The organism is Rhodobacter sp. NTK016B (assembly GCF_017303295.1).
GTDB lineage: Bacteria > Pseudomonadota > Alphaproteobacteria > Rhodobacterales > Rhodobacteraceae > Pararhodobacter.
In genome coordinates this window covers 44596-69369 of sequence record NZ_JAFKOK010000019.1, presented here as the reverse complement: position 1 = coordinate 69369, position 24774 = coordinate 44596, and the positions used below count along the sequence as shown (strand labels likewise).

Annotated in this window: 31 protein-coding genes and 1 tRNA gene; 12 read left to right on the top strand and 20 right to left on the bottom strand. The window is 66.0% G+C overall.

Annotated elements, in window-relative coordinates; genetic code table 11:
- Positions 1 to 34: 34 nt before the first annotated feature.
- From JI664_RS21375 to JI664_RS21350, 6 genes are all read right to left on the bottom strand, one after another.
- Positions 35 to 1159 (bottom strand): hypothetical protein, encoded by a 1125-nt coding sequence (locus JI664_RS21375; RefSeq protein WP_207015817.1) that lies wholly within the window; start codon positions 1157 to 1159, stop codon positions 35 to 37.
- On the bottom strand, positions 1144 to 1470 hold the full coding sequence (locus tag JI664_RS21370; RefSeq protein ID WP_207015816.1) for a hypothetical protein: 327 nt from the start codon (positions 1468 to 1470) through the stop codon (positions 1144 to 1146). Before JI664_RS21370 ends, JI664_RS21375 begins: the two co-directional genes overlap by 16 nt.
- Positions 1467 to 1682, bottom strand: a complete 216-nt coding sequence (locus tag JI664_RS21365) for a hypothetical protein (RefSeq protein ID WP_207015815.1) — start codon at positions 1680 to 1682, stop codon at positions 1467 to 1469. Before JI664_RS21365 ends, JI664_RS21370 begins: the two co-directional genes overlap by 4 nt.
- Positions 1683 to 1839: 157 nt before the next feature.
- The gene (locus JI664_RS21360; protein ID WP_207015814.1) at positions 1840 to 2157 is read right to left on the bottom strand and encodes a hypothetical protein; all 318 of its coding nucleotides are present in this window, start codon (positions 2155 to 2157) and stop codon (positions 1840 to 1842) included.
- A gap of 8 nt (positions 2158 to 2165) precedes the next feature.
- Complete coding sequence (locus tag JI664_RS21355) at positions 2166 to 2609, bottom strand: hypothetical protein (protein WP_207015813.1); 444 nt, start codon at positions 2607 to 2609, stop codon at positions 2166 to 2168.
- A 65-nt stretch (positions 2610 to 2674) separates the two neighbouring features.
- Positions 2675 to 2917: a carph-isopro domain-containing protein gene (locus JI664_RS21350; protein WP_207015812.1), complete on the bottom strand. Its 243-nt coding sequence runs from the start codon at positions 2915 to 2917 to the stop codon at positions 2675 to 2677.
- Positions 2918 to 2995: 78 nt separating this feature from the next.
- Here JI664_RS21350 and JI664_RS21345 point away from each other — a divergent pair, with 78 nt between their 5' ends.
- The 9 genes from JI664_RS21345 to JI664_RS21310 all read left to right on the top strand — a co-directional run bounded on the left by JI664_RS21345 (position 2996) and on the right by JI664_RS21310 (position 6846).
- Positions 2996 to 3595, top strand: a complete 600-nt coding sequence (locus tag JI664_RS21345; protein WP_207015811.1) for a LexA family transcriptional regulator — start codon at positions 2996 to 2998, stop codon at positions 3593 to 3595.
- Between the two features lie 178 nt (positions 3596 to 3773).
- Positions 3774 to 4289, top strand: coding sequence for a hypothetical protein (locus tag JI664_RS21340; protein WP_207015810.1), 516 nt, complete (start codon positions 3774 to 3776; stop codon positions 4287 to 4289).
- 4 nt (positions 4290 to 4293) lie between these two features.
- Positions 4294 to 4428: a hypothetical protein gene (locus tag JI664_RS24115; protein ID WP_286174227.1), complete on the top strand. Its 135-nt coding sequence runs from the start codon at positions 4294 to 4296 to the stop codon at positions 4426 to 4428.
- Positions 4428 to 4625: a hypothetical protein gene (locus tag JI664_RS21335; RefSeq protein WP_207015809.1), complete on the top strand. Its 198-nt coding sequence runs from the start codon at positions 4428 to 4430 to the stop codon at positions 4623 to 4625. The genes JI664_RS24115 and JI664_RS21335 overlap by 1 nt, the downstream gene beginning before the upstream one ends.
- Positions 4622 to 4882 carry an acyl carrier protein gene (locus JI664_RS21330; RefSeq protein ID WP_207015808.1) on the top strand — a complete coding sequence of 87 codons (261 nt, stop codon included), beginning with the start codon at positions 4622 to 4624 and terminating at the stop codon, positions 4880 to 4882. Before JI664_RS21335 ends, JI664_RS21330 begins: the two co-directional genes overlap by 4 nt.
- A gap of 204 nt (positions 4883 to 5086) precedes the next feature.
- Positions 5087 to 5356: a hypothetical protein gene (locus JI664_RS21325; protein WP_207015807.1), complete on the top strand. Its 270-nt coding sequence runs from the start codon at positions 5087 to 5089 to the stop codon at positions 5354 to 5356.
- On the top strand, positions 5346 to 5531 hold the full coding sequence (locus tag JI664_RS21320) for a hypothetical protein (RefSeq protein WP_207015806.1): 186 nt from the start codon (positions 5346 to 5348) through the stop codon (positions 5529 to 5531). The genes JI664_RS21325 and JI664_RS21320 overlap by 11 nt, the downstream gene beginning before the upstream one ends.
- Positions 5528 to 5773 (top strand): DNA-binding protein, encoded by a 246-nt coding sequence (locus JI664_RS21315; RefSeq protein WP_207015805.1) that lies wholly within the window; start codon positions 5528 to 5530, stop codon positions 5771 to 5773. Before JI664_RS21320 ends, JI664_RS21315 begins: the two co-directional genes overlap by 4 nt.
- Positions 5770 to 6846: a tyrosine-type recombinase/integrase gene (locus JI664_RS21310; RefSeq protein ID WP_349768757.1), complete on the top strand. Its 1077-nt coding sequence runs from the start codon at positions 5770 to 5772 to the stop codon at positions 6844 to 6846. Before JI664_RS21315 ends, JI664_RS21310 begins: the two co-directional genes overlap by 4 nt.
- A gap of 23 nt (positions 6847 to 6869) precedes the next feature.
- On the opposite strand, the gene JI664_RS21305 is transcribed toward JI664_RS21310, so the two are convergent.
- The 4 genes from JI664_RS21305 to JI664_RS21290 form a co-directional block, all read right to left on the bottom strand.
- A tRNA-Arg gene (locus JI664_RS21305) sits at positions 6870 to 6946 on the bottom strand.
- A 145-nt stretch (positions 6947 to 7091) separates the two neighbouring features.
- Complete coding sequence (locus JI664_RS21300) at positions 7092 to 7844, bottom strand: alpha/beta hydrolase (RefSeq protein WP_207015803.1); 753 nt, start codon at positions 7842 to 7844, stop codon at positions 7092 to 7094.
- On the bottom strand, positions 7841 to 8653 hold the full coding sequence (locus JI664_RS21295; RefSeq protein WP_207015802.1) for a creatininase family protein: 813 nt from the start codon (positions 8651 to 8653) through the stop codon (positions 7841 to 7843). Before JI664_RS21295 ends, JI664_RS21300 begins: the two co-directional genes overlap by 4 nt.
- Positions 8654 to 8787: 134 nt before the next feature.
- Positions 8788 to 9453, bottom strand: coding sequence for a DNA-3-methyladenine glycosylase I (locus tag JI664_RS21290; RefSeq protein ID WP_207015801.1), 666 nt, complete (start codon positions 9451 to 9453; stop codon positions 8788 to 8790).
- A 136-nt stretch (positions 9454 to 9589) separates the two neighbouring features.
- Here JI664_RS21290 and thrS point away from each other — a divergent pair, with 136 nt between their 5' ends.
- Positions 9590 to 11536, top strand: a complete 1947-nt coding sequence (gene thrS, locus JI664_RS21285; protein WP_207015800.1) for a threonine--tRNA ligase — start codon at positions 9590 to 9592, stop codon at positions 11534 to 11536.
- Positions 11537 to 11623: 87 nt separating this feature from the next.
- Here the strand turns inward: thrS and JI664_RS21280 are convergent, their stop codons facing one another.
- From JI664_RS21280 to JI664_RS21260, 5 genes are all read right to left on the bottom strand, one after another.
- Positions 11624 to 12289: a Crp/Fnr family transcriptional regulator gene (locus JI664_RS21280; protein ID WP_207015799.1), complete on the bottom strand. Its 666-nt coding sequence runs from the start codon at positions 12287 to 12289 to the stop codon at positions 11624 to 11626.
- Positions 12290 to 12662: 373 nt separating this feature from the next.
- Positions 12663 to 13973 (bottom strand): UDP-N-acetylglucosamine 1-carboxyvinyltransferase, encoded by a 1311-nt coding sequence (murA, locus tag JI664_RS21275; protein ID WP_207015798.1) that lies wholly within the window; start codon positions 13971 to 13973, stop codon positions 12663 to 12665.
- Between the two features lie 73 nt (positions 13974 to 14046).
- Positions 14047 to 14685 (bottom strand): imidazole glycerol phosphate synthase subunit HisH, encoded by a 639-nt coding sequence (gene hisH, locus JI664_RS21270; RefSeq protein WP_207015797.1) that lies wholly within the window; start codon positions 14683 to 14685, stop codon positions 14047 to 14049.
- A 67-nt stretch (positions 14686 to 14752) separates the two neighbouring features.
- The gene (gene hisB / locus JI664_RS21265; protein ID WP_207015796.1) at positions 14753 to 15340 is read right to left on the bottom strand and encodes an imidazoleglycerol-phosphate dehydratase HisB; all 588 of its coding nucleotides are present in this window, start codon (positions 15338 to 15340) and stop codon (positions 14753 to 14755) included.
- Between the two features lie 55 nt (positions 15341 to 15395).
- Positions 15396 to 15689, bottom strand: coding sequence for a DUF1330 domain-containing protein (locus JI664_RS21260; protein WP_207015795.1), 294 nt, complete (start codon positions 15687 to 15689; stop codon positions 15396 to 15398).
- Positions 15690 to 15935: 246 nt separating this feature from the next.
- On the opposite strand from JI664_RS21260, the gene JI664_RS21255 reads away from it, so the two are divergent.
- Positions 15936 to 16802, top strand: a complete 867-nt coding sequence (locus tag JI664_RS21255; RefSeq protein ID WP_207015794.1) for an alpha/beta fold hydrolase — start codon at positions 15936 to 15938, stop codon at positions 16800 to 16802.
- A gap of 3 nt (positions 16803 to 16805) precedes the next feature.
- Here the strand turns inward: JI664_RS21255 and rimO are convergent, their stop codons facing one another.
- From rimO to JI664_RS21230, 5 genes are all read right to left on the bottom strand, one after another.
- Positions 16806 to 18182 (bottom strand): 30S ribosomal protein S12 methylthiotransferase RimO, encoded by a 1377-nt coding sequence (gene rimO, locus JI664_RS21250; RefSeq protein WP_207015823.1) that lies wholly within the window; start codon positions 18180 to 18182, stop codon positions 16806 to 16808.
- Between the two features lie 166 nt (positions 18183 to 18348).
- Complete coding sequence (locus JI664_RS21245) at positions 18349 to 19962, bottom strand: FMN-binding glutamate synthase family protein (RefSeq protein ID WP_207015793.1); 1614 nt, start codon at positions 19960 to 19962, stop codon at positions 18349 to 18351.
- Positions 19963 to 20071: 109 nt separating this feature from the next.
- Positions 20072 to 20869: a crotonase/enoyl-CoA hydratase family protein gene (locus JI664_RS21240; protein ID WP_207015792.1), complete on the bottom strand. Its 798-nt coding sequence runs from the start codon at positions 20867 to 20869 to the stop codon at positions 20072 to 20074.
- An 88-nt stretch (positions 20870 to 20957) separates the two neighbouring features.
- Positions 20958 to 21911 (bottom strand): phosphatidate cytidylyltransferase, encoded by a 954-nt coding sequence (locus JI664_RS21235; protein ID WP_207015791.1) that lies wholly within the window; start codon positions 21909 to 21911, stop codon positions 20958 to 20960.
- Complete coding sequence (locus tag JI664_RS21230; RefSeq protein ID WP_207015790.1) at positions 21908 to 22600, bottom strand: lysophospholipid acyltransferase family protein; 693 nt, start codon at positions 22598 to 22600, stop codon at positions 21908 to 21910. The genes JI664_RS21235 and JI664_RS21230 overlap by 4 nt, the downstream gene beginning before the upstream one ends.
- 180 nt (positions 22601 to 22780) lie before the next feature.
- Between JI664_RS21230 and JI664_RS21225 the strand changes: the two genes are divergently transcribed.
- Positions 22781 to 24754, top strand: coding sequence for an AsmA-like C-terminal region-containing protein (locus JI664_RS21225; RefSeq protein ID WP_207015789.1), 1974 nt, complete (start codon positions 22781 to 22783; stop codon positions 24752 to 24754).
- The last annotated feature ends 20 nt before the right edge of the window (positions 24755 to 24774 follow it).

Below are 24774 nucleotides of genomic sequence, written 5' to 3'. Positions count from 1 at the left end.
CGCAACCGTGGGGCCGGTATGGACGGCTGAATCGTCACGCAGCCACCCCGCGTTCCATCTGGGCCCGACGGCGCAGCACCGCCAGAAGCGCCGGCTGGCCGTCGGTCGTGATCCTGTCCTTGTGGTCGCGGATGACCTCGGTCAGCAATGCAAAGCGCGCCTTGGCCTTCGCGGCATCCACCCCGAGATCCAGCGCCAATTCACCGAGCTTGCGGCTGGAGGCAAGACCCTCGACCAGGTCGAGGTCGAGCTCGGTGTCGAACACAGGATCGGCTGCCAGCGATCCCAGATGGAACCACACCTCGCGCTGCAGCCCCCTCAGATCGTCCGGGCAGGCCATGCCCTTGTTTCGGGCGGCACCCTGCGGCGGGGTCGAGGGGGAAGGTGTCACCACCGCCGCAGGGGCCGCGTTCACGCCGGCCCGGGCCGAGGGAACGTCCCGGGCCGGCGCGCGCTCCCGGGGGCCTGCTGTCGCGGGTGCGCTCTTCGGCGCTTCCGCGACCCCGGAAGTCTGAGATTGGGTGTCCCCCGGCGCAGCCTCGGCCGACACGCCTTGCGGCGACCCGATGCACTCGTCGGCGGGCGTCTTGCCGGGGGACAGAGCGGGGGCGATATCGCTGCCGGAACGGCCCCCGGTTCGAATGGTATTCGGCGCTGCGGCTTTGGACTTCGTCAGGCGAAGGCTGCGGCCACGATAAGAAACCGCCGTTACCGGGCGCCCGAGCGCCTTGGCGATCGCGGGCCAGCTGTCGCCGGCGGCGTGCATGCGCCGGATGGTGTCTTCCTCTTCGCTCAGCCAAGGCCCGCGCAACAGGCCGTCCTTGCCGATCTCGCGCTCCCCATAGGGCAGGGGCGACGGCGCGGTCATAGCCTCCGCAGGCGGCGCGGCGTCTTCGTCATCTGCGTCCTCGCCCTCGGGCACCGTCGTCGCCGGATAGGTCGCAGTCGCCGGGACGTCATCGATCTCGACAACGGTGTCGACCGGCCCAGGCGTACCCCAGAGCGACGGAACACGCAGGGTCGTGTCGCGGTCGGTCAGCGACACGGTGACCTCCATGCCCGCGCGTTCCAGCACGCCGCCGGCATCGCACAACTTGCCCATCGCGTCGCGCAGCTCGCGCGTTTCGGCCAGTGTCATCTGTTTCAGGCTCGGGTGCATTCCATGTCCTCCGGGCGGGCGGGGGTTTCGGCGGCCGTCACGACGCGAGGCGCCCACCAGACAAGCTCGGTGCCGTGATCCATGATCATGTCGCGGTGCTGGGTCAGCCCGGCGGCATCGAGCCGGGCGAGGGTCGCCTCGATCTCGGGCACGGGCGCCGCGACCTCTTCCCAGATTTCGGCCAGCGTCTTCACGCCCCCATCGGCGCGCAGCCAGACGACGATCCGCACCGCGCACCGACCGCAACGGTTGGCAAGGCGCATGACCTGTTCGTCGGCCAGCTCACCGAGGGGGCGGAAGGTCTCGGTCATTCGGGCGCTCCGGGATCGTCTTCCGGGCGTGAAGTGAGCGTGACGTCGAAAACTCCGTCGTCATCCAGAACGACGACGAGTTCGAGCCATTGACCCGGCACGCCCGAAGCCTGCACGCGAGCCAGCGGCACACCTGTGCGAGCCAGGATGACGGACGCCAGCTCTTTGCTTAGCGCGAGGACATCAAATTGAGGGCGGATGGACTCGGTCATGCTCATTTCTTCTTCGGCATCGGCGCGCGACGACCCGGAAGGCCGCAACACGGACACATCGCCAGCGCATGTGACTTGCCGCATCCGGGGCACAGGATTGACGCCCAGACCTCGGGGCAGCGCGGGGACCAGCCCCCGAAGGATCCGCGCGGCGCGCTCATGCCGCGCCAGCCTTCTGCGCGACCGCCGCACGCAGCGCAGACAGCAGCGTCGCCTGATTGCCGATGCTGCCGCGATAGGTCACCGGCATCAGCCGTTCCCACTGCGCCCGGCAATCCTCGGGCGCGCGGCCCGTCGCGGTGGCTGCGCGCAACGGACCGGAGGACCCGCTGCACATCGCCTCGACCAGCGCCAGCGACGTCTCCAGCGTCCAGCCATCCATCACCGCCACATTCGCCACCCGGCGACCGATGCAGGCGGTATCCCATGCCGGCGCGGCACGGCGCAGCTGGCGGGGGCGGGACTGATTGAACACGGCGACCTTCACTTGACCACCTCGCGCAACTCGGCGACCAGCCGGTCGAGAAAGGCCTGCCCCTCCAGCGCCTCTTTCAGCGCGTTCTCGGGCGTGCCGTTCTGCGACAGCATTGCCAGCACGGCGCTGATCGCCTCGCCGGTTTCGCGCGAGACATCGCCGGTCAGCTGCATCAGCGAGGCGTCCGCCGCAGCCTGCGGCCGGCTGGCCGCAAGCCATTCGCGCACCCGGTAATCGCCCGTCGCCTCTTCGAGCGCCATGATCTCATCGAGCGGCCAGGTCAGCGTCCCGTTGCACCGGCGCGAGATCGTCCCCTTGCGGGTTGCCTTGATCACGTCTTCGGCCTTGTCACCGAACCGGGCGCCGATACGGCGTGCCGCGTTCTCCGGACCGCCGGCATGCTCGACAAGGCCCTGCATGAGGACGTGGATCATCGTCTGGGCGTCAGTCATGGCGGGTAACCGGGTTTCCTTGGCTTGTTGCGTTCTCAACGGCATGCTTGCCGGGTGAAGGAAGGTCAGGAGGCGGCGCGCGTGGGCGCCGCGTCATCGGCGGAGAGGGATTGGCGCAGCGCGAACATTTCAACGGGTCCGAACTTGCCCCGCCCGGCCTCGCGGGCCGCTGCGATGATCTTCGCGTCATAGCGCGCCGGAATGGACCGGCGCGCGAACCAAGCACGGACCGTGGTCTCACCCTCACCAATGGCGCGAGCGAGGTCAGCAGCGGTGCCCCAAATCGAGATGAAGGTGTCTTTGTCCATGCGATACAATATGCGTTGCAAAGCAATCTGCGTCAACACCCCTTGTGTCGCGTTGCCTGTTATTCGGACGGGATGGATATGAGCGAACGACTGCGCCGCGCGCGCGAAGATGCCGGTTTCAGCGATGCAGCCTCTGCTGCGCGCCGGTTCGGCTGGCCCGAGACAACCTACCGGGCGCACGAGAACGGCCAGAGGAACTTCCCCAAGAAGCGAGCCGAGATCTACGCCCGGGCTTTTCGAGTCTCCCCTGAGTGGTTACTCTTGGGAGTAGGGGATGCGAGGAAGAAGGCAGTGCCGCTGGTGGGGTATGTTGGCGCAGGAGCGGAAGTTTACGCGATTGACGATGGCGGCGCGCTCGATGAGATCGATCCGCCCCCTGGAATTGGCCCCAGCGCCGTTGCGGTCATGGTTCGTGGGGATAGCATGTACCCGCGATACATGGAGGGCGATGTTCTCATTTACGATACCCACACCCCGCTACAGGCTGCGGACGGTCAGGAATGCGTGGTTTCCCTCACCGACGGCAGGAAGTTCGTGAAGCTGGTGCGGGCCGAGCCTGACGGCTCTGTGACCCTCGAAAGCTGGAATACGCCGCCGATCCGGCGCGCCCAATGCGAATGGCTTGCCGCAATTATCTGGGTGAAGCGCGCGAGAACCGCCGGCCCCCGTCGCGGCTAACGGAAAACCTCACACATCGCGTGATCCAGCCCCGTTTCGCGACGGGGCTTTTTGCTGACTGATTCTCAGTTGCGACACAAAAAGTGTTGACTCGCACTCATGGGCAACGCATATTGCGTCGCATCGCCCGCCGAAGACGCCACCCGGCTGATCGCGGTTCACCTGATGGGAGACACCAATGCCCGACACCGACAACACCCCCGACCGCCTGCAGCTGATCGGCGTGCGCAACGCGCACTTCGACGCGGGCGACACCGAAGAGGCCCCCGATTACGGCTTTCAGGCGGCGATGCGGCTGACCAAGACTTTCCGCCTCAATCTCTTGGAGCGCGCTGGCCGGGGCGATCCGATCCCCGAATTGACCCTGACCCGCGCGATCACGGAACCCGAGGCTGCGGAATGGGCGCAGATTGTTCTGAAGCGGGCGTTCAGGGACGGCAAGGATCAGCCGAAGCCTGACATCGAAAGCGAGATCGCCGAGCTGTGGAAGCGTCTGCCGCGCGCCCGCGATCCCAAGGTCGCGCTGAGCTACCAGCGCATGATCCACCAGCTGACGATCTTCCTCGGCTGGATCGATTGGCGGCACGGTCAACCCATCCTCGAAGGCTTCCGCAACGGTGCCGCGCAGGACATCGAACGCGAGCGCGAAGAGCAGGCGCTGGCGCCGTGGTCCGATGCCCTGAGCGAGGGGTGAAGTCATGCACGACACCACCAACCTGATCGACCCGCTCGGGCCCGGCGACGCACGCGCCCGCTGGATCCGCTGGCGCCTGCTCAAGCGCGAACACCGCGCCCGGAACTGCACGTTCCGCACCACGCGGAGGGCCGTGTGATGGCCGGCGACGATACCCAGATCCTCAGCGCAGCCGCCGTGACCAAAATCGTCGACGTTGCGATGATCTACTTTGACGACGGCGCGCTCTGGACCGCCGCCAGGCGCCTTGAAGAGGCGGCGCGGGAAATCCGCAAGTGCGCGCAGGCCAAGGATGATGCGCTTGGGCCCTTCCTGCAGAGGGAGGTCGCGCAATGACAAACGACACCCTTGCGCGCTGTATTGCGCTGGTCGAGCGCGAAGTGCCGCGCCTCGCGGGCGAGGTCACCCCCGATCTGGTTTTCGCTGACCATGATCTCGACAGCCTCGACCTGATGGTCTTCGCGGTCGAGGCCGAGACCCTGTTCGAGGTCGTGATCCCTGACAGCGTCCTCGACACGATCACCACCCCGCGCGGGCTTGCCGAGGCCGTCGACGCGGCGCTCCGTCGCCAGATGGGCGCACAGCCCGCCTGATCCAGGTTCCTGCCCCGCGCCGTTGAACGCCTCGGCGGCGCGCACCTGCCCGGGCGGCGTCTGTCCCGCCGCCCGGGCGCATTTTTCCTCCCGAGGTTTCCATGTCCCTGTTAGCCACATTCGCGACCGCACTGGCGTCAATCCCGCGTGACCTGTGCCGCACGTGCGGGCGGCACCAGAAAACGAGCGGGCAGGGAGGGGATGATGCCTGATGGCCTGACCTGTCCGCGCTGCCATGGCGCGACGACCGTCATCGACTCGCGCGGCACGGCGCTTGGAGATCTTCCGACCATCCGCCGCCGGCGCCGCTGCGCCAGCTGCGATCACCGTTTCACCACCTACGAGCTGCAGGACGCCGTCATCGCAGCCGTCGAACAACGCCTTGAGGCGATCGACACTCTCCGGACGATGGCGCAGCGGCCTGTCAGCTGGATCGAATCGATTTTCCGCAGGGAAGCCCGCAATGACCGCTAAGAAACGCTATGTCATCACTCCTCGCTGGTTCGACGGGGCGACCTTTGAGGCCGAAAACGCCGGGAAGGCCAAGTATATGGCGTTCAAGGCCTGCCGTGACGCCCTCGGCCGAGACATTTCGTTTCCCGATTTCCTCGACGGTCTGTCGGTTTTGCACATGGGACCGTCAAAATGACTGCCCGCGCTGGCATCACTTTCGTGCCGCGTTTGCTGCCAGCCCCGGAGGCAGCGGCCTATCTTGGCGTGTCCGCGTCGAAGCTCGCCACGCTGAATATCCCGCGCAAAGAGCTGGGCGCGAAACGGCTGTATGACCGTCTCGACCTTGACGCTTATGCGTCCGAGCTGCCCTATGAAGGGGACAGCCAAGGGGATGAGGACGCGGCGGCATGCGACAGGGCCTTCGGGATCACGCGGTGAAACTGCCTCGCGTCCATCGGATCACGCGCCGCGGGAAGATCTACCGCTATCACCGCGTCACCCGTGCCCTCTTGCCTGACCTGCCAGAGACGCATCCGGCGTTCATCGAGGCATGGGCCGCCCAGGAAGCGCTGGCACCGCGTCCAGCAAAAGGCGCGGCGGCGACGGGAACGCTGGCCCACGCGGTCCAAGACACGGCTGGTGGCCACAAATTCGCGAGCCTGTCGGAAGGCTACCGCGCGATGATGCGCCGGGAGTTTGACGCGATCCGCGCCGATTACGGTGATCTCGCACTGGCAAAGATCCTGACGAAGCACATCCGCGCGGATCTGGGCAAGCTGGCGCCGATCCAGTCGAACAAGAGGCTGCGCGCCTGGCGGCTGGTTTTCTCTCATAGCGTGACGCGTGGCTGGATCGATGTCGATCCGAGCGTCGGGATCAAGAAGCAGGTCGAGAACACCAAAGACCGGGCGCCATGGACCGAAACCGAGATCGAGAAGTTCCGGAAGCGCTGGCCGATCGGCACAACGGCGCGTGGCTGTTTCGAGCTGATCTGGTGGGCCGGGTGCCGCGTTGACGATGCAGCGACCATGGCTTGGGCGCATGTCAGTCCGGACGGAGTGCTGGCCTTCCGGCAGGGCAAGACGGGCGGAATGGCGTATGTGCCCTGGACTTCGCCCCTGCCGGCATGGGCCCGTGGCTGGGAGCAGGCGCGGGCTGAGGCGATCACCGCCGTTCGCGCCGTGGCGCCGGGCGGGTTCATGATGCTGGGGACCCGGGCCGGCAAAGCTCGGTCCGGCAAGGGCCTGTCCAATCTGATCAGCATCGCCGCGCGCGAGGCGAAGATCGAGGGTAAGACAGCCCACGGGCTGCGCGCCGGACGCCTGACAGCGATCGCCGAAGCGGGCGGATCGACTCAGGCAATCATGTCTTGGGGCGGCCACAAAACGCTGCGCGAGGCCGAGCATTACACCGCGACGGCGGACCGCCGGCGGCAGGTTATGGGCGAAGAACATCTACAGAACGATGTAAAACACCCGGCCCCAGAGTGTAAAACTTCTAAAAACGCTTGATTATCAAGGCACTATGAAGGGTGTGGCGATCCCGAGAGGACTCGAACCCCTGACCAACTGCTTAGAAGGCAGCCGCTCTATCCAGCTGAGCTACGGGACCGCACGGCCTTCTCATGCGGCAAGAGGGGCGGCGGCGTCAAGGGTTGGGCCCGGCGTCATCGTCTGCGGCGAGGGAGGATGAGTATTTTTCGGCAAAGTGAAAGGGCAGGGTGCGCGGGCACCCGGCCAAGGGTGGCAGGGGCGGCTCAGAGCGGCAACGTCTCGAGCGTCCGGGCCAGAAGCGACAGATTGTCGGGCTCGGAAAACCTATGATCGGCGCCCTTGACCAGCGTCAGTCGGATATCGGGGCCCTCGGCATGATCGAGGAGCCTGAGCGCGACCGAGGGAGGCACGTCTTCATCCGCCGTGCCCTGAAGCAGCCGCACCGGAAAGGGCAGGGGCAGCGGATCGCGCAGGACCAGCCGGGTGCGGCCGTCCTCGATCAGGCGGCGGGTGATGACATAGGGGCCGTCGTCATATTCCGACGGCAGTGCGACCTGTCCCTTGGTCGAGAGTTCATGGCGCTGGGCCTCGCTGAAGCCCGCCCACATCGAATCCTCGGTGAAATCCGGAGCGGCGGCGATGCCGACCAGCGCTGCGACACGTTCGGGGATCGCGCGGGCGCAGAGGAGCGAGATCCAGCCGCCCATCGACGACCCCACCAGCACCTGTTTGCCGGTCGTAAGCACGGTGATCGCGGCCAGCGCGTCTTCGAACCAGTCGCCGATCGCACCGTCGAGGAAGTCTTCCGACGACTGGCCGTGGCCGGAATAGTCAAAGCGCAGGAAGGGACGGCCGTTCTGCTTGGCCCAGTGTTCGAGAAACTGCGCCTTCGTCCCGGTCATGTCGGATTTGAAGCCGCCGAGGAAGACGATGCCAGGGCCGGTATCTGGGCCATTACCAGGTGTCTGAACATAGGCAAGGCGGCGGCCCTGCGGGGTGGTGAGATAGTCGGTCATTGGAAGGGAATGCCTTTCGTGCCCGGGCCGCGGATGTCGTCGACGGGGGCCCAGGTTTCAGGATCGAGGATCAGTTTCGCCAGCGCCTCGGCGCCGGCTTCGAGCATCGCTTCGCCCTTCCGGGCGCTGGCGCGGGTCGGATTGCCGACGACGCCGTTGGCGGTGACATGCTGGAACGGGCGCCAGCGGTAGCTCGCGGTTCCGGCCTTCAGAAACCGCGCGCCGTCCATCGCCTGGGTGAGCGTGTCCAGCTCGGACGTGTCGACGAGATCGGGTTCGCAGACCATCATCATCGAGGTCTCGGCTTCGCCCGCATGCATCACGCCGGGCTGGTCTTCGCAATGCCGTGACAGGCTTTCGCCCGCTTCCGAGACATAGGTGGTGGCGACGAGGGTGGCGGGGCTTTTCGGCGCGAGTTCGTCGCAGATCTGCTGCATGGCGATCTGGTTGCCGCCATGGCTGTTGGAAATCAGGATGTCGCGGAACCCGTGACGGGTGAGCGCGTCGATCAAATCGGCGATCACGGCGCGGAAGGTCGCGTGGCTGAGCGTAAGCGTGCCGCCATAGGGCATGTGGTGCTCGGAGAGGCCCGACCAGACGACGGGGGCCACCACGGTCGGGCGCCCACCGGCGACGGATTTGCGGGCGGCGCGCAGGGCGATCTCGTGGCCCAGCCGCGTGTCGGTCATCACCGGCAGATGGGGGCCGTGCTGCTCGATCGAGGCGATCGGCAGGATCACCACCGCGTTGCTTGCGGCCAGCGCGCGCAGCTCATGCGCCTTCAGGCGGGTCCAGTCGACATCGGGCATCCCTGTCTCCTTGCTTTGCCGTCATGATGCATGGCGCGCGCGCGGGTGCAACCGGGGGCGGCGGCTGTAGGGTGCGTGCTGTGCACGCACCGCTCCGGCGCCCTCCGGCACGTGGTGCGTGCCGAGCACGCACCCTACAGCGACTGCGCCAGAACCCGGCTGATCGTCGTCAAGGTCTGACCCGATTGCAGCCGCCACGTGTTGAACGCGTCCTGAACGGCGGCCCAGCCCTTCTTGGAGGTGGGCGCCTTGTCGACCACCCCTTCGGCCACCAGCCGCGCCACCACATCGCGCGTCATCAGGAAGCCGTCCTTGCCCAGATAGCGCAGCGCATAGGCGCCGGTATTGCCGCCCAGTCGCGCGCCCTCGGCCTGCAGCCATTGCAGAAGGCCCGCGAAATCCTCTTCGGGCCAGTCGCCGATGCGCCGCCCGAAACTGCCGCTTTCGTCGCGCACCCGGCGGATGAGATCGGCATTGTGCAAGATCGCGCGCACCTTGGGCGGCGAGCGGATGATGCGGGTATCGGTGCACAGATCGTCTTCCCATCCCGGCGGCTGGAAGGCGAGGGCGGTGACGTCGAATTGCAGGAACGCCTCTTCGATACCAGGCCATTTCGCGTCGACCACTTTCCAGCTGATCCCTGCCTGCAGGATGCCGCGCGCGAAGGCCGCAAGCCAGCGATCCTCGGGGATGGCCGCAAGGTCGTCCGCGCTTTTGGGGCTGGGGATCTCGGCCAGAACCGCGTCGAAGCCGCCCTTCCTGTCGGCCGCGATGGCCAGGATTTCGTCATAGCTGCGCATGGTGCCCTCCTGTCGCAGGGCGATCCTGCGCGGCGACGGGGCGATTGACAAGCGTCTCTGCGCGGAGCAAGAAGCGCTCCGACATAACCCGCAACCGGGCGTTCCGTGGGCGCCAGAACGACGAGGAGCATGGCCGATGAGCCAGATTTCCCTGAGATTCCCCGATGGCAATGTGCGCGATTACGAGGCCGGCATTACGCCCGCCGAGGTCGCCAAGTCGATTGCGCCGTCGCTGGCCAAGGCCGCGATCTCGGCGCAGGTGAATGGTGAGCACTGGGATCTGCAATGGCCGATCAAGGCCGATGCGAATATCTCGATCAACACGATGAAGGATGACGGCCCGGCGTTGGAACTGATCCGCCACGATCTGGCGCATATCATGGCGCGCGCGGTGCAGGCGCTGTGGCCCGACACCAAGGTCACGATCGGACCGGTGCGCGATTACGGCTGGTTCTACGATTTCGACCGCGCCGAGCCCTTCACGCCCGATGATCTGGGCGCGATCGAAGCCGAGATGAAGAAGATCATCAACGCCCGCGAGGCCGTGAAGACGGAAGTCTGGTCGCGCGCCTATGCCATCGCCCACTATGAGAAAACGGGCGAGCCCTACAAGGTCGAGCTGGTCAACCGCATCCCCGAGGATCAGGATCTGCGGATGTACTGGCACGGCGACTGGCAGGATCTGTGCCGCGGGCCGCATCTGCAGCATACGGGTCAGGTTCCGGCCGATGCGTTCAAGCTGACGCATGTCGCCGGGGCCTATTGGCTGGGCGATTCCTCGCGCCCGATGCTGCAGCGGATCTATGGTGTGGCGTTCAAATCGCGCGACGATCTGAAGGCGCATATGCATATGCTGGAAGAGGCCGCCAAGCGCGACCACCGCAAGCTGGGCCGCGAGATGGACCTTTTCCACATGCAGGAAGAGGCGCCCGGCCAGATCTTCTGGCACCCGAATGGCTGGACGATTTATGCCACGCTGCAAGATTACATGCGCCGCAAGCAGCGCTTGGGTGGCTATGTCGAGGTGAACACACCGCAGGTGGTGAACCGCAACCTGTGGGAAGCCTCGGGGCATTGGGAGAACTACCGCGAGAACATGTTCATCGTCGAGGTGGACGAGGAAGGCGCGAAGGAAAAGACCATCAACGCCCTGAAGCCTATGAACTGCCCCTGCCATGTGCAGATCTTCAACCACGGGCTGAAATCCTATCGCGATCTGCCGCTGCGCATGGCCGAGTTCGGCTCGTGCGCGCGCTACGAACCCTCGGGCGCCTTGCATGGTATCATGCGGGTGCGCGGCTTCACGCAGGATGACGGGCATATCTTCTGTACCGAGGACCAGATCGAGGGCGAGGCCAAGCGCTTCATCGAGTTCCTTGCCGATGTCTATGCTGAGCTCGGGTTCGACAAGTGGCGCATCAAGCTGTCCACGCGCCCCGAAAAGCGCATCGGCACAGAGGAAAGCTGGGACTATGCCGAATCCGCGCTGGCCGACGCGGTCACGGCGGCGGGCTATGCCTATGAGATTTTCGAAGGCGAGGGCGCATTCTACGGGCCGAAGCTGGAATTCGTCCTGACTGATGCGATCGGTCGCGACTGGCAATGCGGTACGTTCCAGGTCGATCCGAACCTGCCCGAGCGGCTGGATGCCAGCTATATCGGCGCCGATGGCGCGAAGCATCGTCCGATCATGCTGCACCGCGCCTGTGTCGGCTCGTTCGAGCGTTTCATTGGTATTCTGATCGAGAACTACTCGGGCAAGCTGCCGCTGTGGCTGGCGCCGCAACAGGTGGTCGTGGCCTCGATCGTGTCCGAGGCCGACGATTACGTGCACGAGGTCGTGGCGGCGTTGCAAAAGGCCGGTCTGCGCGCCGAGGCCGATATCCGCAACGAGAAGATCAACTACAAGGTTCGCGAGCATTCGCTGGCCAAGGTGCCGGTGATCCTGGCCGTGGGCGGGCGCGAAGTGGCCGAACGCACGGTGTCGGTACGTCGTCTGGGCGAAAACAAGACGCAGACCGCGTCGCTGGACGCGCTGGTGGCCGATCTGAAAGCCGAAGCGACCCCGCCCGACATGCACTGACCTGCGGGGCCTCTTTGGGGGGCGGAGCGCCAACAGAACAGCGGGGCCGGGGGGAAACCTTCGGCCCCGTTTCTGTTCCGCCCGTCTCTATTCCGGCGTGCCGGCCGCCAGCCGCGCGCGGTCGAGCACGCGGATCGTGTTGCGCTCGAGCGCGATGATCCCGTCGCGCCGCAGATCGCCCAACACCCGATTCACCTTTTGCCGCGAGCAGCCCACAAGCGTGGCCAGATACGCCTGGCTAAGCCGGGTTTCGGGGTGATCGGGCGTGGTGAACTGGTCGAGATACAGGCGGATACGCTCTTCGGCGGAATAGAACTGGCCAATCGCGCGCAGCCGGTTATCGCGCGTCAGGCGGTCATGCAGGATCGCGGCCAGATTGGTGATCAGGATGCGCGCCGGGATATGGCGATGCAGGGCCTCGGTGCTGCAATAGATCACGGTGGTGTTGGGCAGCGCCGTGCAGGTGGCGGCACAGGGGCGTTCGGACAGCGCTTCGACCTCGCCCACGACCTCGCCGGTGCTGGCGACATGGATGATCACGGCATTGCCCTGCGGATCGATATAGCTGATCTCGACCCGTCCGCGCACGACGATGAAGCACCCGTTCGCGCGTTCGCCCTGATGCAGGATTGGCGTGGCGCTGTGATACGAACTGACCGGGCATTCGGCCAACAGGGCCTTGCGCTGTTCGGTGGGAACACCGACCAGCATGTCGGCTTGGGCGAGCAGGTGAAGATGGCTTTGCTGGATCATGCGCGGCTCGTGGCTGCGCTTGTGGTCCGGGAAAGGTCAGGCCGGTGCGTCGTGAGCCGCCGGGTATCACAAGATAAAAAGAGCATTCCAACCTCTGCCGGGCGCCGAACCCGTGGCAGAATACCGGCCTGAAACCGGGATTGAAATAGCCCGTACTCACACTCCCTCATTCCCCATGCCTCTTGGCAAGGAGGCCCACGCCCGCACCGGCATACTCCCGGCCGCTGGTAGTATCCCTGACGCTATCGGCATCCGGAAAGACGAGTGTCACCAGCGCGACAGTTTGGCGGATTTTTTCTCTGATTCAGGGGCTTGCATGACAAAGGGGCGCCGGTCCGAAACCCGGTGCGCCCCTCGTCTGGTTGCCGTTACGTCAGGTTCGCGCCGGAACCCGCGTGATTTTCGCGCCCATCGCGTTCAGACGTTCGTCGATACGCTCGTAGCCGCGCTCGATCTGCTGGGCGTTGTTGATGGTCGAGGTCCCCTCGGCGCACATCGCGGCGATCAGCATCGCCATCCCGGCGCGGATATCGGGGCTTTCCAGACGCGAGCCGCGCATTTCCGATTTGCCGGCCACAATGGCGCGGTGCGGGTCGCACAGCACGATCCGCGCGCCCATGGCGATCAGCTTGTCGACAAAGAACATGCGCGATTCGAACATCTTCTCGAACATCATTACCACGCCTTCGCATTGTGTCGCGGTGACGATGGCGATCGACATCGTATCCGCCGGGAAGGCGGGCCAGGGCTGGTCCGAGATCGTCGGGATATGCCCGCCGAAATCGGCCTGCACCTTCATCTCTTGCTTGGCGGGGATGAACAGGTCGTCGCCGCGGATCTGGCAGCGGATGCCCAGACGCTCGAAATTCATCAGGGTCGAGCGCAGATGCTCGACGCCCGCATTCTTGATGGTGATCTCGGATTTCGTCACCGCGGCCAGACCGATGAGCGAGCCCACCTCGATATGGTCGGTGCCGATCCGGTGCGAGCAGCCATGCAATTTCTGGCCGCCATGGATGGTCATCGTGTTGGTGCCGATGCCCTCGATCCGCGCGCCCATCGCATTCAGAAACAGTGCCAGATCCTGCACATGCGGTTCCGAGGCGCAGTTGCGCAGGATCGTTTCGCCCTCTGCGCAGACCGCCGCGCAAAGCGCGTTCTCGGTCGCGGTGACCGACGGCTCATCCAGAAACACGTCGGCGCCGGTCAGGCCGTCGGCGCGGAAGATGTAATGCCCGTTGGTGGTGATTTTCGCGCCCAGCTGTTCCAGCGCAAGGAAATGCGTGTCCACCCGGCGCCGACCGATCACGTCTCCGCCGGGCGGCGGCAGCTCGACCTCGCCGCAGCGCGCCAGCATCGGGCCCGCCAGCAGGATCGACGCGCGCACACGGGCGCAAAGCTCGGGGTCCAGATCCGCCGGACGCAGACTTTTCGCGTGAATTTCCAGATGGTTACGGCCCAGCCACTTGGCCTCGGCCCCGACTGACTGGATCAGCTCGACCAGCACCTCGATATCGCGGATACGCGGCACATTGGTCAGCTCGACCCGCTCATCGGTCAGCAGCGCCGCCGCCACGATGGGCAGGGCGGCGTTCTTGTTGCCCGAAGGCTCGATCTCGCCCGAGAGCGAAAAACCGCCCTCGACGATGTATTGAATCCGTTCATGCGGCTGTGAAACGCCCATTGCTCGGTGCCCCTCATTTTTTCTGAGGAGTAGCAAATCAAAGCGCTCACGGGAACCGACTTTCCGGTGAAGCTCAGGGCTTCCAGCGCAGGAAATTGCCGATCAGGCGAAGCCCCGCCGACTGACTCTTCTCGGGGTGGAACTGGGTGCCCAGCACGTTGTCGCGCCCGATGATCGCTGTCACTGGCCCGCCGTAATCGACATGCGCCAACAGATCGGCCTGCTCGGCGACCTCGAAGCGGTAGGAATGGACGAAATAAGCGTGGTCGCCGGTCTTCAGCCCGTCCAGCACCGGATGCGGGCGGTCGATGACCATGTCGTTCCAGCCCATATGCGGGACCTTCATCGACGGCTCGGACGGGGTGATGCGTACCACGTCGCCGGGGATCCAGCCCAGACCCGGCGTTTCTTCGTATTCATGGCCGGCGGTTGCCAGAAGCTGCATCCCGACGCAGATGCCGAGGAACGGCTTGCCGTCCTTCAGCACCGCTTCGGTCAGGGCCTCGACCATGCCGGTCACGGCCATCAGCTCGCGTTTGCAGGCGGGAAAGGCTCCGTCTCCGGGCAGCACCACGCGGTCGGCGCGCAGCACGTCCTCGGGGCGGTTGGTGACCAGAACCTCGCCGCCATCCACGTCGCGTGCCATCCGCTCGAAGGCTTTCTGAGCCGAGTGCAGATTGCCGGATTCGTAATCGACAAGAACGGTGAGCATAGCGGTACAACCCCTTGATCCGGGGCTTCCCTATCGCAGGTGCCGCACCTCGTCCAGCACCATGGGATCAGAGCGTCCCTTTGGTCGACGGCACGGCGTCGGCCTTGCGCGGATCGATCTCGACCGCCGCGCGCAGGGCCCGCGCCACGGCCTTGAAGGCCGCTTCGGCGATGTGGTGGCTGTTGAAGCCATGCACTTTGTCGACATGCAGCGTGATGCCGCCATGCGTTGACAGTGCCTGAAAGAACTCGCGTACAAGCTCGGTGTCGAAGGTGCCGATCTTCTGCGTCGGGATCTCGCAATTCCAGATCAGGAACGGCCGCCCTGACAGGTCGAGCGCGCATTTCACCTGCGCGTCGTCCATCGGCAGGGTGCATTCGCCATAGCGCCGGATCCCGCGTTTGTCGCCAAGCGCCTTGGCCAGCGCCTGACCCAGCGCGATGCCGGTATCCTCGACCGTGTGGTGGTCGTCGATATGCAGATCGCCATCGGCGCGGATCGTCATGTCGATCAGCGCGTGGCGGGCGAGCTGATCGAGCATGTGGTCGAAAAAGCCCACGCCGGTCTGGTTGTCATAGCTGCCGCTGCCGTCGAGATCGACGGTGACCGAAATGTCGGTCTCGGCGGTTTTGCGGGTGATCGTGGCGCTGCGCATGGGCTCTCATCCGTCGCTGGAACGGGGTCGGTATAGGGCGCGGGCGGGCGCTTTGCTAGCCCTCATACCCTTCGACGATCACCATATCGGCGAACGAGATCGGGTCGCGGATCGCCTTGGCCGCCTGATATTCGGGGCTGTCGAAACAGGCGGTCGCGGTGGTCAGATCGGGGAATTCGATCACCACCGTGCGCGCGCGGCTGTGTCCTTCGCATTGTGTCTGCGGCCCGCCCCGCACGATGAACCGCGCGCCGTATTTCTCGAAGGCCACGGCATTGGCGGCACGGTATTGGGCATAGATCTCGGGGTCGTCGACATCGACATGCGCGACCCAATAGGCTTTGGGCATCGGGGGCTCCTGTGGCTTGGGGGCGCAGAGTGTCCGGCTCGCGCGCAGGGCGCAAGTCAGAACTTGAGGTGGCGGCGGGCGGCCCTGTCCCGGGGGATGTCGCGCCGCGATCAATGCTTGCCCGCGCGGGGCGTTAGGGGGCAAGTTTGACCGCAACCGGGGTGTGAAATGGCGTGTCGCGGCCGGTTTGTCCGACAGGTGTTTTGCAAGGGTGGCCGGGAATAGGATGCAGGGGGACACGGCGGCATGGAACTGAACGGACGGCCCTTTCATCTGCATCGCTGGGGCGATCCGGCAGCGCCGCCCTTGTTGATGCTGCACGGATTTCCCGAATATGGCGGCGCCTGGGCCGAGGTGGCCGCGCATCTGCCGGGCTGGCAGTGCATCGCCCCCGATCAGCGCGGCTATGGCCAGAGCTGGACGCCCGACGGTGTCGAGGCCTACCGCGCGAAGCATCTGGTCGCGGATATGGCGGCGCTGATCGAGGCGCTGGGCGCGCCGGTGCCGGTCGTGGCGCATGACTGGGGCGCGGCGGTGGGCTACGCGCTGGCGATGCGGCGGCCCGAACTGATTTCGGCGCTGATCGTGGTGAACGGTGTGCATCCCGGTCCATTCCAGCGCGAACTGGCCAAGGGCGGGGCGCAGTCGCAGGCTTCGGCCTATATCGACTACCTGCGCGATCCGGGCTCGGAAGCGCGGCTATCCGCGGACGGGTTCGAGGGCCTGCGCCGCCTCTTTGCCGCAAAGATGGATATGCGCTGGCTGTCGGGGCCGGTGCTGGACGCCTATCGTCGCGAATGGGCGCGGCCGGGGCGGCTGACAGGCATGCTCAACTGGTATCGCGCCTCGCCCCTCGTCGTGGCCCGACCCGGCCAGCCGATGGCGCTGCCGCCCCTGCCGGTCGCGGTCGGGCGCGTGCCTCTGCCACATCTGGTGATCTGGGGCGAGCGGGACACGGCGCTGCTGCCCGCCTGTCTGGACGGGCTGGAGGCCTATTGCCCGGATCTAACCATCCGCCGGATCAAGGAGGCCGATCACTGGATCTGCCATCAGGAGCCTGCGCAGGTCGCCGCGCTGATCGATGAATATCTGACGTTCAGGCTGCCGCGCTGACTATCACTTTTCCAACAAAGTGCCCCAGAGATCGTAGTCGGACGCTTCGTCCACTTCCACTTTTACGATATCACCAGGCTGCAGGCCGTCGAAGTCCTCATCGATGAAGAGATTGCCGTCGATCTCGGGTGCATCGGCCTTGGTCCGGCAGGTCGCGCCTTCCTCGTCCACCGCATCGACGATCACCTCCTGCACCGAGCCGACCTTGGCCGCCAGCTTGGCCTCGGAGATCGCCTGCGCCTTTTCCATGAACCGCTCCCAGCGTTCCTGCTTCAGCTCGGGCGCAACGTGGTCGGGCAGCGCGTTCGAGCGCGCGCCTGCGACATCTTCGTACTGGAAGCACCCGACGCGGTCGAGCTGCGCTTCGTCGAGCCAGTCGAGCAGCGTCTGGAACTCTTCCTCGGTCTCGCCGGGATAGCCGACGATGAAGGTCGAGCGCAGAACGATCTCGGGACAATCCGCGCGCCAGCGGGCGATCTCGTCGAGCGTTTTCGCCGCCGCCGCGGGGCGGGCCATGCGTTTCAGCGTATCGGGATGCGCGTGCTGAAAGGGGATGTCGAGATAGGGCAGCACCAGCCCCTCGGCCATCAGCGGGATCAGGTCGCGCACATGCGGATAGGGATAAACGTAATGCAGCCGCACCCAGGCGCCCAGGCTGCCGAGATCGCGCGCCAGATCGGTGATATGCGCCCGGTGGCCGCGTGCCTCGGCGTGTTTGATGTCGACCCCGTAGGCCGAGGTGTCCTGACTGATGACCAGAAGTTCCTTCACCCCGGCCTCGACCAGTTTCTCGGCCTCGCGGATCACCGCATGGGCAGGGCGGCTGACCAGACGCCCGCGCATGTCGGGGATGATGCAGAATTTGCACTTGTGATTGCAGCCCTCGGAGATCTTCAGATAACTGAAATGCCGGGGCGTCAGCTTGATGCCCGAGGCGGGCAGCAGGTCGACGAAAGGATCGGGCGCGGGCGGCACCGCGCCGTGGACGGCATCCAGCACCTGCTCGTATTGGTGCGGCCCGGTCACCGCCATCACCTTGGGATGCGCGCCGGTGATATAGTCGGGCTCGGCGCCAAGACAGCCGGTGACGATCACCTTGCCATTCTCGCGCAGTGCCTCGCCGATCGCCTCAAGGCTCTCGGCCTTGGCGCTGTCGAGAAAGCCGCAGGTATTGACGATCACCGCATCGGCGCCCGCGTAATCGGGGCTGATCGCGTAGCCTTCGGCGCGCAGGCGGGTAAGGATACGTTCGCTGTCCACCAGCGCCTTGGGGCAGCCGAGACTGACCATGCCGATGGTCGGCTGGCCGTCACGCGGCGCGTCCTGGATCAGCGCGCGGGGCGCAAGGTCTGGGCGGAGGCTGGGCGGGTTCTGGGTCATGGCGGGCATATACGCTTCATGCCCCGCGCCGCAAAGCCCCCTTCACTTTGTTTTAAATACTCTCGGGGGTTCCCAAGGGGGCAGACAGCCCCCTTGGCTTTCTGATCGGGGGGGCAGACAGCCCCCTTGGCGGGGGAGCACGAGGGGGCAGGGCCCTCTCGCTTCCTCAGACCCCCTCGTCGAACGGGTCGAAACTGTCGGCCGAGGCGCGACGCCAGCGCTTGATATAGCCGAAGCGGTCCTCTTCCTCCCGCAGCAGGAAGCCTTCGGGCATATAGGGGAAGACCTCTTGCCCGGTGACCATCTCGCGGTCGTTCTCGCGCATCATCAGGTGCCAGGGCAGGAAATCCGACGGATGCGTGAGCCCCGCCGCGCCGGCCATGTCGCCGAGCGCCTTCATCGTGTTGCGATGGAAGCTCGCCACGCGCTGCGCCTTGTCGCCGACGACCAGCGCGCGCGAGCGTTGCGGGTCCTGCGTGGCGACGCCGGTCGGGCAATGGTTGGTATGGCAGGCCTGCGCCTGAATGCAGCCGATCGAGAACATGAAGCCGCGCGCAGAATTGGCCCAGTCGGCCCCCATCGCCAGCGCCTTGGCGATGTCGAAGGCATGGATCAGCTTGCCCGAAGCGCCGATCTTCACGCGGTCGCGCAGCCCCGCGCCCCTGAGCGCGTTATGCACGAAGGTCAGCCCCTCGGTCAGCGGCATGCCCATGTGATTGGCGAATTCCAGCGGGGCGGCGCCGGTGCCGCCTTCCTTGCCGTCGACGACGATGAAATCGGGGGTGATGCCGGTTTTCAGCATCGCCTTGACGATGCACATGAATTCCCGGCGGTGGCCGAGGCACAGCTTGAATCCGGTGGGTTTGCCGCCCGACAGATCGCGCAGGCGGGCGATGAATTCCATCATCTCAATCGGGGTGCTGAACGCGTTATGCGCATCGGGCGAGTGGCAATCGACGCCCATCGGCACGCCGCGCGCTTCGGCGATCTCGGGCGTGATCTTGGCGGCGGGCAGGATGCCGCCCTGACCGGGTTTCGCGCCCTGGCTGAGTTTCAGCTCGATCATCTTGACCTGCGGATCGGCCGAGGCCTTGGAGAACTTGTCGGGATCGAAGCGGCCGTCATCGGTGCGGCAACCGAAATAGCCGGTGCCGATTTCCCAGATCAGGTCGCCGCCGCCCTCGCGGTGATAGCGCGAGATCCCGCCTTCGCCGGTGTCATGTGCGAAACCCTGCATTTTCGCGCCCTTGTTGAGCGCAAGGATCGCATTGGCCGAGAGCGCACCGAAGCTCATCGCCGAGATGTTGTAGATCGACAGGTCGTAGGGCTGTTTGCAATCGGGGCCGCCGACCTTGATGCGGAAATCGGAATTTTCGATCTTCTTGGGCCGGATCGAATGGGTCAGCCACATATAGCCGCTGCCATAGACCGCTTCCTTGGTGCCGAAAGGGCGCTTGTCTTCGACATTCTTGGCGCGCTGGTAGACGATATTGCGATCCTCGCGCGAGAAGGGGACCTCGGCGTCGTCGTCTTCCAGCAGGTATTGCCGGATCTCGGGGCGGATCATCTCGAACAGATAGCGCATGTGCCCCAGCACCGGGTAATTGCGCAGGATCGCGTGGTTGACCTGCATCATGTCGTGGACACCCAGCGCGGTCAGCGCGCCGAACAGCAAGACAAGCAGCACGAACCAAGCCGAGACCGGAATCAGCGCGACCGATACCAGTGTCATCACAATGCACAGGGTAAAGGTCAGGTATCTCAGCAGCCGCGACAGCATGGCGTTCCTCCGGGTTCGTTCCGCCCGGGAACCCTAGCAGAGGAAGTGTTACAGAACACCCCTCGCCGTTACCGATCACAGGGTCTGTTTGAGGGCCTTACTGCCCCGCTTACGAGAATTTCGGCGGGCGCTTCTGCATCCCGGCCACGACCGCTTCCATCTGGTTGGCCGAGCCGATGATCGCGGCCTGAAGGCGGGCTTCCAGCGCAAGGTTCTGGTCGTCGCCGGGCCACGCCGCGCGCACCAGTTCCTTGGCGCCGCGCACCGCTTCGGGGCTGCGCCCGGCAATGGCGCGCGCGGTGTCGCGGGCTGCAGCCAGCGGATCCTCGGCGACGCGGGTGACAAGGCCCAGCTCCTGCGCCTCGGGGCCTTCGACGACACGCGCGGACAGGATCATGTCGAGCGCCTGATCGGCCCGCATCACGCCGGGCAACAGCTTGGTCAGCCCCATATCCGGGATCAGGCCCCAGCGGGTTTCCATGATCGACAGCTGCGTGTCCTTGGCGGCGATGCGCAGGTCGGCCCCGAGGGCAAGCTGCATCCCCGCGCCGAAGGTAACACCGTGCAGCGCGGCGATCACCGGCACCGGCAGATCGGCCCAGATCGTGCAGGGCTGCTGGAACCGGTTCGCGGCGCGTCCGCGCGGCGGGGTGACGATCTCTTGGCGCAGCGTGTCGAGATCGGCGGCAAATTCCATCAGCATCTTCGTGTCTATGCCCGCGCAAAAGGCCCGTCCGGCCCCCGTCAGCACCACCGCGCGCAGATCCGGCTCGTCCATCAGCCGCTCGCCCGCGGCGGCCACGGCTTCGAACATCGCGGTGTCGAAGGCGTTGAGCTTTTCGGGTCGGTTCAGCGTGACCTCGGCGATGCCGTCCTCGATGCTGATGATGACGCGGTCTTCGCTCATGATGGCCCCCTGCTGCTTTGGCGCGAAGGCTGCCAGCCGCGCGCCCCGGCGGCAAGGGAAACGTGGGGGCAGTCGCGGGCGAGGGGGCTCAGGCCGTCATCCACCACAGCCGGGTCAGGTGAAAGAAGGCAGGCGCGGCAAAGATCACACTGTCGAGCTGATCGAGAAAGCCGCCCTGACCGGGGATCAGATGCGACCAGTCGCGCAACCCCCGGTCGCGCTTGATCGCGCGCAGCACAAGGTTGCCGATCTGCCCCGAGGCCGAGGCGACCATCGCCATCGCCGCCGCCCCCAGCGGGCCAAAGGGCGTAACCCATGACAGGATCATCCCCATCGCGCCCGCCACCGCCATGCCGCCAAGCGCGCCCGCCCATGTCTTGGGCGACAGGCCGGGCGCGATCTGCCGGTACCCGAAACGGCGGCCGATATGGAAGTCGGCCAGATCGCCCGCCTGCACCACAAGCACCAGAAACGCGATCAACAGCATTCCCCGCCCGGTTGCCGCACCGTCGGGGCCGGGCAGTTCCAGCCACATCAGCGCGGGGATATGGCTGAGACAGAATACCGCGATCATCAGCCCCCACTGGGTTTCCGACACCCGGCGCAGGAAACGCTCGGTTGACCCCCGCAGCACCGCGACGAAGGGCAGAAGCAGGAAAGCATAGACCGGGATGAACACGGCAAAGAGCCGCTGCATGTCGAAATAGACGAACAGGAATTGCGCGGGCAACAGCAGGTAAAAGGCGATGGCCAGCGACAGGTGGTCGGCCTTGGTGCGCGCGGAATAGGTGAAGAATTCGCGCAAGGCCGCGAACGAGGCGATGGCGAAGATCAGGATCACCGCCCAGCGGCCCGCCAGCATGGCGAGCGTGAAGGTGATCGCCATCGCCCACCAGCTGTCGACACGGGCCATGAAGATCTCGACGCCAGGATCCGAGGCCGGGCGCCGTCGGCGCATCTGCTCGCCGATGATCGTCACCGTCAGCAGGACCAGCCCGGTTCCCAGCGCCAGAAGCGCGATGTCTTTCAGGATCGGACTCATTCCGGGTCCTCGGGTTTCAGCGCCAGAAGCGCGGCCGCCGCGCGGTCGAGAAAGTCGCGCCGCTCTTCGCCGTCACGCGCCGCCACCGGCTCGCCGAAAATGATCGAACACATCAGCGGCAGCGGGATGACCTCGCCCTTGGGCATGACGGAATTGAGATTGGCGATCCATGTCGGCACAAGCTCGACCTGCGGATGCGACCGCGCGATGTTGTAGAGGCCCGATTTGAACTTCTGCAACGGCTCGGGCCCCTGATTGCGCAGCCCCTCGGGGAAGATGATGAGCGAGGCCCCGTCATCCAGCGCCTGATTGATCGCCGCCATCGGATCGTCGCTGCGGGTCTCGGGCCGCCGGTCGATCAGCACTGCGCGAAAAATCCCGGCCCCGGCAAAGGCGCGCAGGCGCGAGGTCAGCCAGTAATCCGCCGCCGCAACCGGGCGCGTCTGCTTGCGCAGATGCGGCGGCAGCACGGTCCAGATCATCGGCATGTCGGCATTCGAGACATGGTTGGCGAAATAGACCCGCTGTCTTGGCGCGGGCGCAACGCCGCGCCATTCGGCATGCACCGCCGTGATCGCACGGGCGAACAGCACCAGCGCATGGCCCGCGATCCGCGCCGCGAACCGGCTCAGAAACGTCGGGCGCGGAACGGCAAGCAGGGGTTTCGTAGGGCCGGTCTGGGTCGTCATCGGGGCATCATGGAGCGTGACGCGCCCAAGGGGAAGAGCCGCGTGCCGCGAAAAGCCGACAAGGCGGCGGAACCCCGCATCCCGCACCGGTTGCCGGTCGATGGTCGCTTGTGCCGGAAGGACGCTTTGCTATCATCGCGATATTAACAAAACGTGTAACGAGACGAGCAGGAGTGGGCAATGCGTTGGGTTTTCAGGATTATCGGTGCGATCCTCGTCTTGGTGATCCTTGCCGTGGGGGCGTTGTTCCTGCTGCCTGCCGACCGTATCGCCAATCTCGCCGCGCGCCAGTTCGAAGCAGCGACCGGGCGCGCGCTGACCATCGACGGCGACGTCACGCCGACCTTCTGGCCGGTGCTCGGCGCGCGGGTCGAAGGCGTGACGCTGGCCAATGTGGCAAGCTCGGATGCGGGGCCGATGCTTCGCGCGGATTCCGTGGATCTGGGCGTCGATCTGGCGCAGCTTCTTCAGGGGAACCTCGTGGTGCGGCAATTCGAGGCCCGCGCACCGCAGATCGTGCTCGAGCGCGACCAGTTCGGCGTCGGCAACTGGAATTTCGCGGGGGTCGGCGACGAAAACGCCGCATCGACCGAGACCGGCACGCGCTCGACCCTGCCGCCGATCATCCTTGATCGCGCGCAGATCCAGGGGGCGAGCCTGCGCTATATCGATCGCGCGGCGGGTACCGACGTCACGGTCGAGGGCGTGTCGATCGACCTTGCCATGCCCGAGGCGGGCGGCCCGGCCGAGCTGCGCATCTCGATCGACCGCAACGGCCAGCAGGGCGAGATCTCGGCGACCTTGGCCTCGGTCGACCGGCTGATGGCGGGCGAGGTGGTGGCGGTGGACGCTTCGATCTCGACCGAAGGCGCGCAGGGTTCGTTCGCGGGGCGCATGGGCATAGAGCCGGTCGCCGCCGAAGGTCGCCTGTCGATCCAGATCGACCGGCTGGGCCCGGCGCTGCAGATGGCGGGTGCCGAGGGTGGCGAGCCCCTGCCGGGCGCCGCACGTCCGCTGGCACTGTCGGGGCAGTTGACGCTGGCGCCAGCGGGCAGCGTGCATCTGCGCGAGGGCAGCATCGGCATCGGCGCGAACCGTCTGGCGGTAGCGCTGGACACGACGTTCGAGGGCGAGCGCCCCCATATCGCCGGTCAGGTCAGCGCCCAATCGCTCGATTTGACGGCCTTCATGGGCGGCGGAAGCGCGGGCGCGTCGGGCAGCGGCTGGCCCACGGCGCGTATCGACGCCTCGGCGCTGGGGCTGGCCGATGCGCAGATCGGGCTGACGCTTGGGCCGGTGAATACGGGCTTTGGGATGATCGACGCGGTGCGCGGCTCGCTGACCATCGACCGCGCGCGCGCTGTGATCGGGCTGAACGAGGTGCGCGCCTTCGATGGTACGCTGTCGGGCGATCTGGTGGCCAATAACCGCAACGGCCTGTCGGTGGGCGGCAACCTGTCTCTGCGGGATGTGAGCCTGCTGTCGATGTTGCGCCAGACCGTGGAATTCGAGCGCCTCACCGGCTCGGCGGCGGCGGATCTGCAGTTTCTCGGCGTCGGTCAGTCCGTCGATGCGATCATGCGTTCGCTGGAAGGGTCGGGCACGATCCAGTTCGGGCGCGGCGAGATTCTGGGCATCGATCTTTCGGCGATGCTGCGCAATCTCGACCCGTCGGCGTTGGGTGAGGGGTCGTCCACGGTGTACGACAGCATCGGCGCCAGCTTCACCATGGCAGGCGGCGTGCTGAGCAATAACGACCTGCGGCTGGAAGCGCCGCTGTTCACGGTGCGCGGCGAGGGCGATGTGGATCTGGGCGGCCAGACGCTGGCCTACCGCATCACGCCCGAGACTTTCCGCAACGCCGATACCGGCGAGGCCACGCTGCGGGTGCCGCTGATCGTCACCGGCCCGTGGTCGGCGCCGCGCTTCCGGCTGGATCTGGAAGGGCTGGCCGAGCAGCGACTGGCCGAGGAACGCGCGCGGCTCGAAGCGCGGGCGCAGGAAGAGATCCAGCGCCTGCAGGACCGCGCGACGCAACGCGCGCAAGAGGCCGTGACCGACGCGCTGGGCGGGGCCGGGACCGGCGGCGAGGGCAGCACCGAAGATCTGCTGCGGCAGGGCCTGCGGTCGCTGATCGGCGGGCGCGGGAATTAACGGCGCCTCGGCCCCCGTCG

Coding starts and splice junctions, on each gene's coding strand:
- JI664_RS21375 (WP_207015817.1), bottom strand. CDS start 1,159: ATGCACCCGAGCCTGAAACAGATGACACTGGCCGAAACGCGCGAGCTG.
- JI664_RS21370 (WP_207015816.1), bottom strand. CDS start 1,470: ATGACCGAGACCTTCCGCCCCCTCGGTGAGCTGGCCGACGAACAGGTC.
- JI664_RS21365 (WP_207015815.1), bottom strand. CDS start 1,682: ATGACCGAGTCCATCCGCCCTCAATTTGATGTCCTCGCGCTAAGCAAA.
- JI664_RS21355 (WP_207015813.1), bottom strand. CDS start 2,609: ATGACTGACGCCCAGACGATGATCCACGTCCTCATGCAGGGCCTTGTC.
- JI664_RS21350 (WP_207015812.1), bottom strand. CDS start 2,917: ATGGACAAAGACACCTTCATCTCGATTTGGGGCACCGCTGCTGACCTC.
- JI664_RS21345 (WP_207015811.1), top strand. CDS start 2,996: ATGAGCGAACGACTGCGCCGCGCGCGCGAAGATGCCGGTTTCAGCGAT.
- JI664_RS21340 (WP_207015810.1), top strand. CDS start 3,774: ATGCCCGACACCGACAACACCCCCGACCGCCTGCAGCTGATCGGCGTG.
- JI664_RS24115 (WP_286174227.1), top strand. CDS start 4,294: ATGCACGACACCACCAACCTGATCGACCCGCTCGGGCCCGGCGACGCA.
- JI664_RS21335 (WP_207015809.1), top strand. CDS start 4,428: ATGGCCGGCGACGATACCCAGATCCTCAGCGCAGCCGCCGTGACCAAA.
- JI664_RS21330 (WP_207015808.1), top strand. CDS start 4,622: ATGACAAACGACACCCTTGCGCGCTGTATTGCGCTGGTCGAGCGCGAA.
- JI664_RS21325 (WP_207015807.1), top strand. CDS start 5,087: ATGCCTGATGGCCTGACCTGTCCGCGCTGCCATGGCGCGACGACCGTC.
- JI664_RS21320 (WP_207015806.1), top strand. CDS start 5,346: ATGACCGCTAAGAAACGCTATGTCATCACTCCTCGCTGGTTCGACGGG.
- JI664_RS21315 (WP_207015805.1), top strand. CDS start 5,528: ATGACTGCCCGCGCTGGCATCACTTTCGTGCCGCGTTTGCTGCCAGCC.
- JI664_RS21300 (WP_207015803.1), bottom strand. CDS start 7,844: ATGACCGACTATCTCACCACCCCGCAGGGCCGCCGCCTTGCCTATGTT.
- JI664_RS21295 (WP_207015802.1), bottom strand. CDS start 8,653: ATGCCCGATGTCGACTGGACCCGCCTGAAGGCGCATGAGCTGCGCGCG.
- JI664_RS21290 (WP_207015801.1), bottom strand. CDS start 9,453: ATGCGCAGCTATGACGAAATCCTGGCCATCGCGGCCGACAGGAAGGGC.
- thrS (WP_207015800.1), top strand. CDS start 9,590: ATGAGCCAGATTTCCCTGAGATTCCCCGATGGCAATGTGCGCGATTAC.
- JI664_RS21280 (WP_207015799.1), bottom strand. CDS start 12,289: ATGATCCAGCAAAGCCATCTTCACCTGCTCGCCCAAGCCGACATGCTG.
- murA (WP_207015798.1), bottom strand. CDS start 13,973: ATGGGCGTTTCACAGCCGCATGAACGGATTCAATACATCGTCGAGGGC.
- hisH (WP_207015797.1), bottom strand. CDS start 14,685: ATGCTCACCGTTCTTGTCGATTACGAATCCGGCAATCTGCACTCGGCT.
- hisB (WP_207015796.1), bottom strand. CDS start 15,340: ATGCGCAGCGCCACGATCACCCGCAAAACCGCCGAGACCGACATTTCG.
- JI664_RS21260 (WP_207015795.1), bottom strand. CDS start 15,689: ATGCCCAAAGCCTATTGGGTCGCGCATGTCGATGTCGACGACCCCGAG.
- JI664_RS21255 (WP_207015794.1), top strand. CDS start 15,936: ATGGAACTGAACGGACGGCCCTTTCATCTGCATCGCTGGGGCGATCCG.
- rimO (WP_207015823.1), bottom strand. CDS start 18,182: ATGACCCAGAACCCGCCCAGCCTCCGCCCAGACCTTGCGCCCCGCGCG.
- JI664_RS21245 (WP_207015793.1), bottom strand. CDS start 19,962: ATGCTGTCGCGGCTGCTGAGATACCTGACCTTTACCCTGTGCATTGTG.
- JI664_RS21240 (WP_207015792.1), bottom strand. CDS start 20,869: ATGAGCGAAGACCGCGTCATCATCAGCATCGAGGACGGCATCGCCGAG.
- JI664_RS21235 (WP_207015791.1), bottom strand. CDS start 21,911: ATGAGTCCGATCCTGAAAGACATCGCGCTTCTGGCGCTGGGAACCGGG.
- JI664_RS21230 (WP_207015790.1), bottom strand. CDS start 22,600: ATGACGACCCAGACCGGCCCTACGAAACCCCTGCTTGCCGTTCCGCGC.
- JI664_RS21225 (WP_207015789.1), top strand. CDS start 22,781: ATGCGTTGGGTTTTCAGGATTATCGGTGCGATCCTCGTCTTGGTGATC.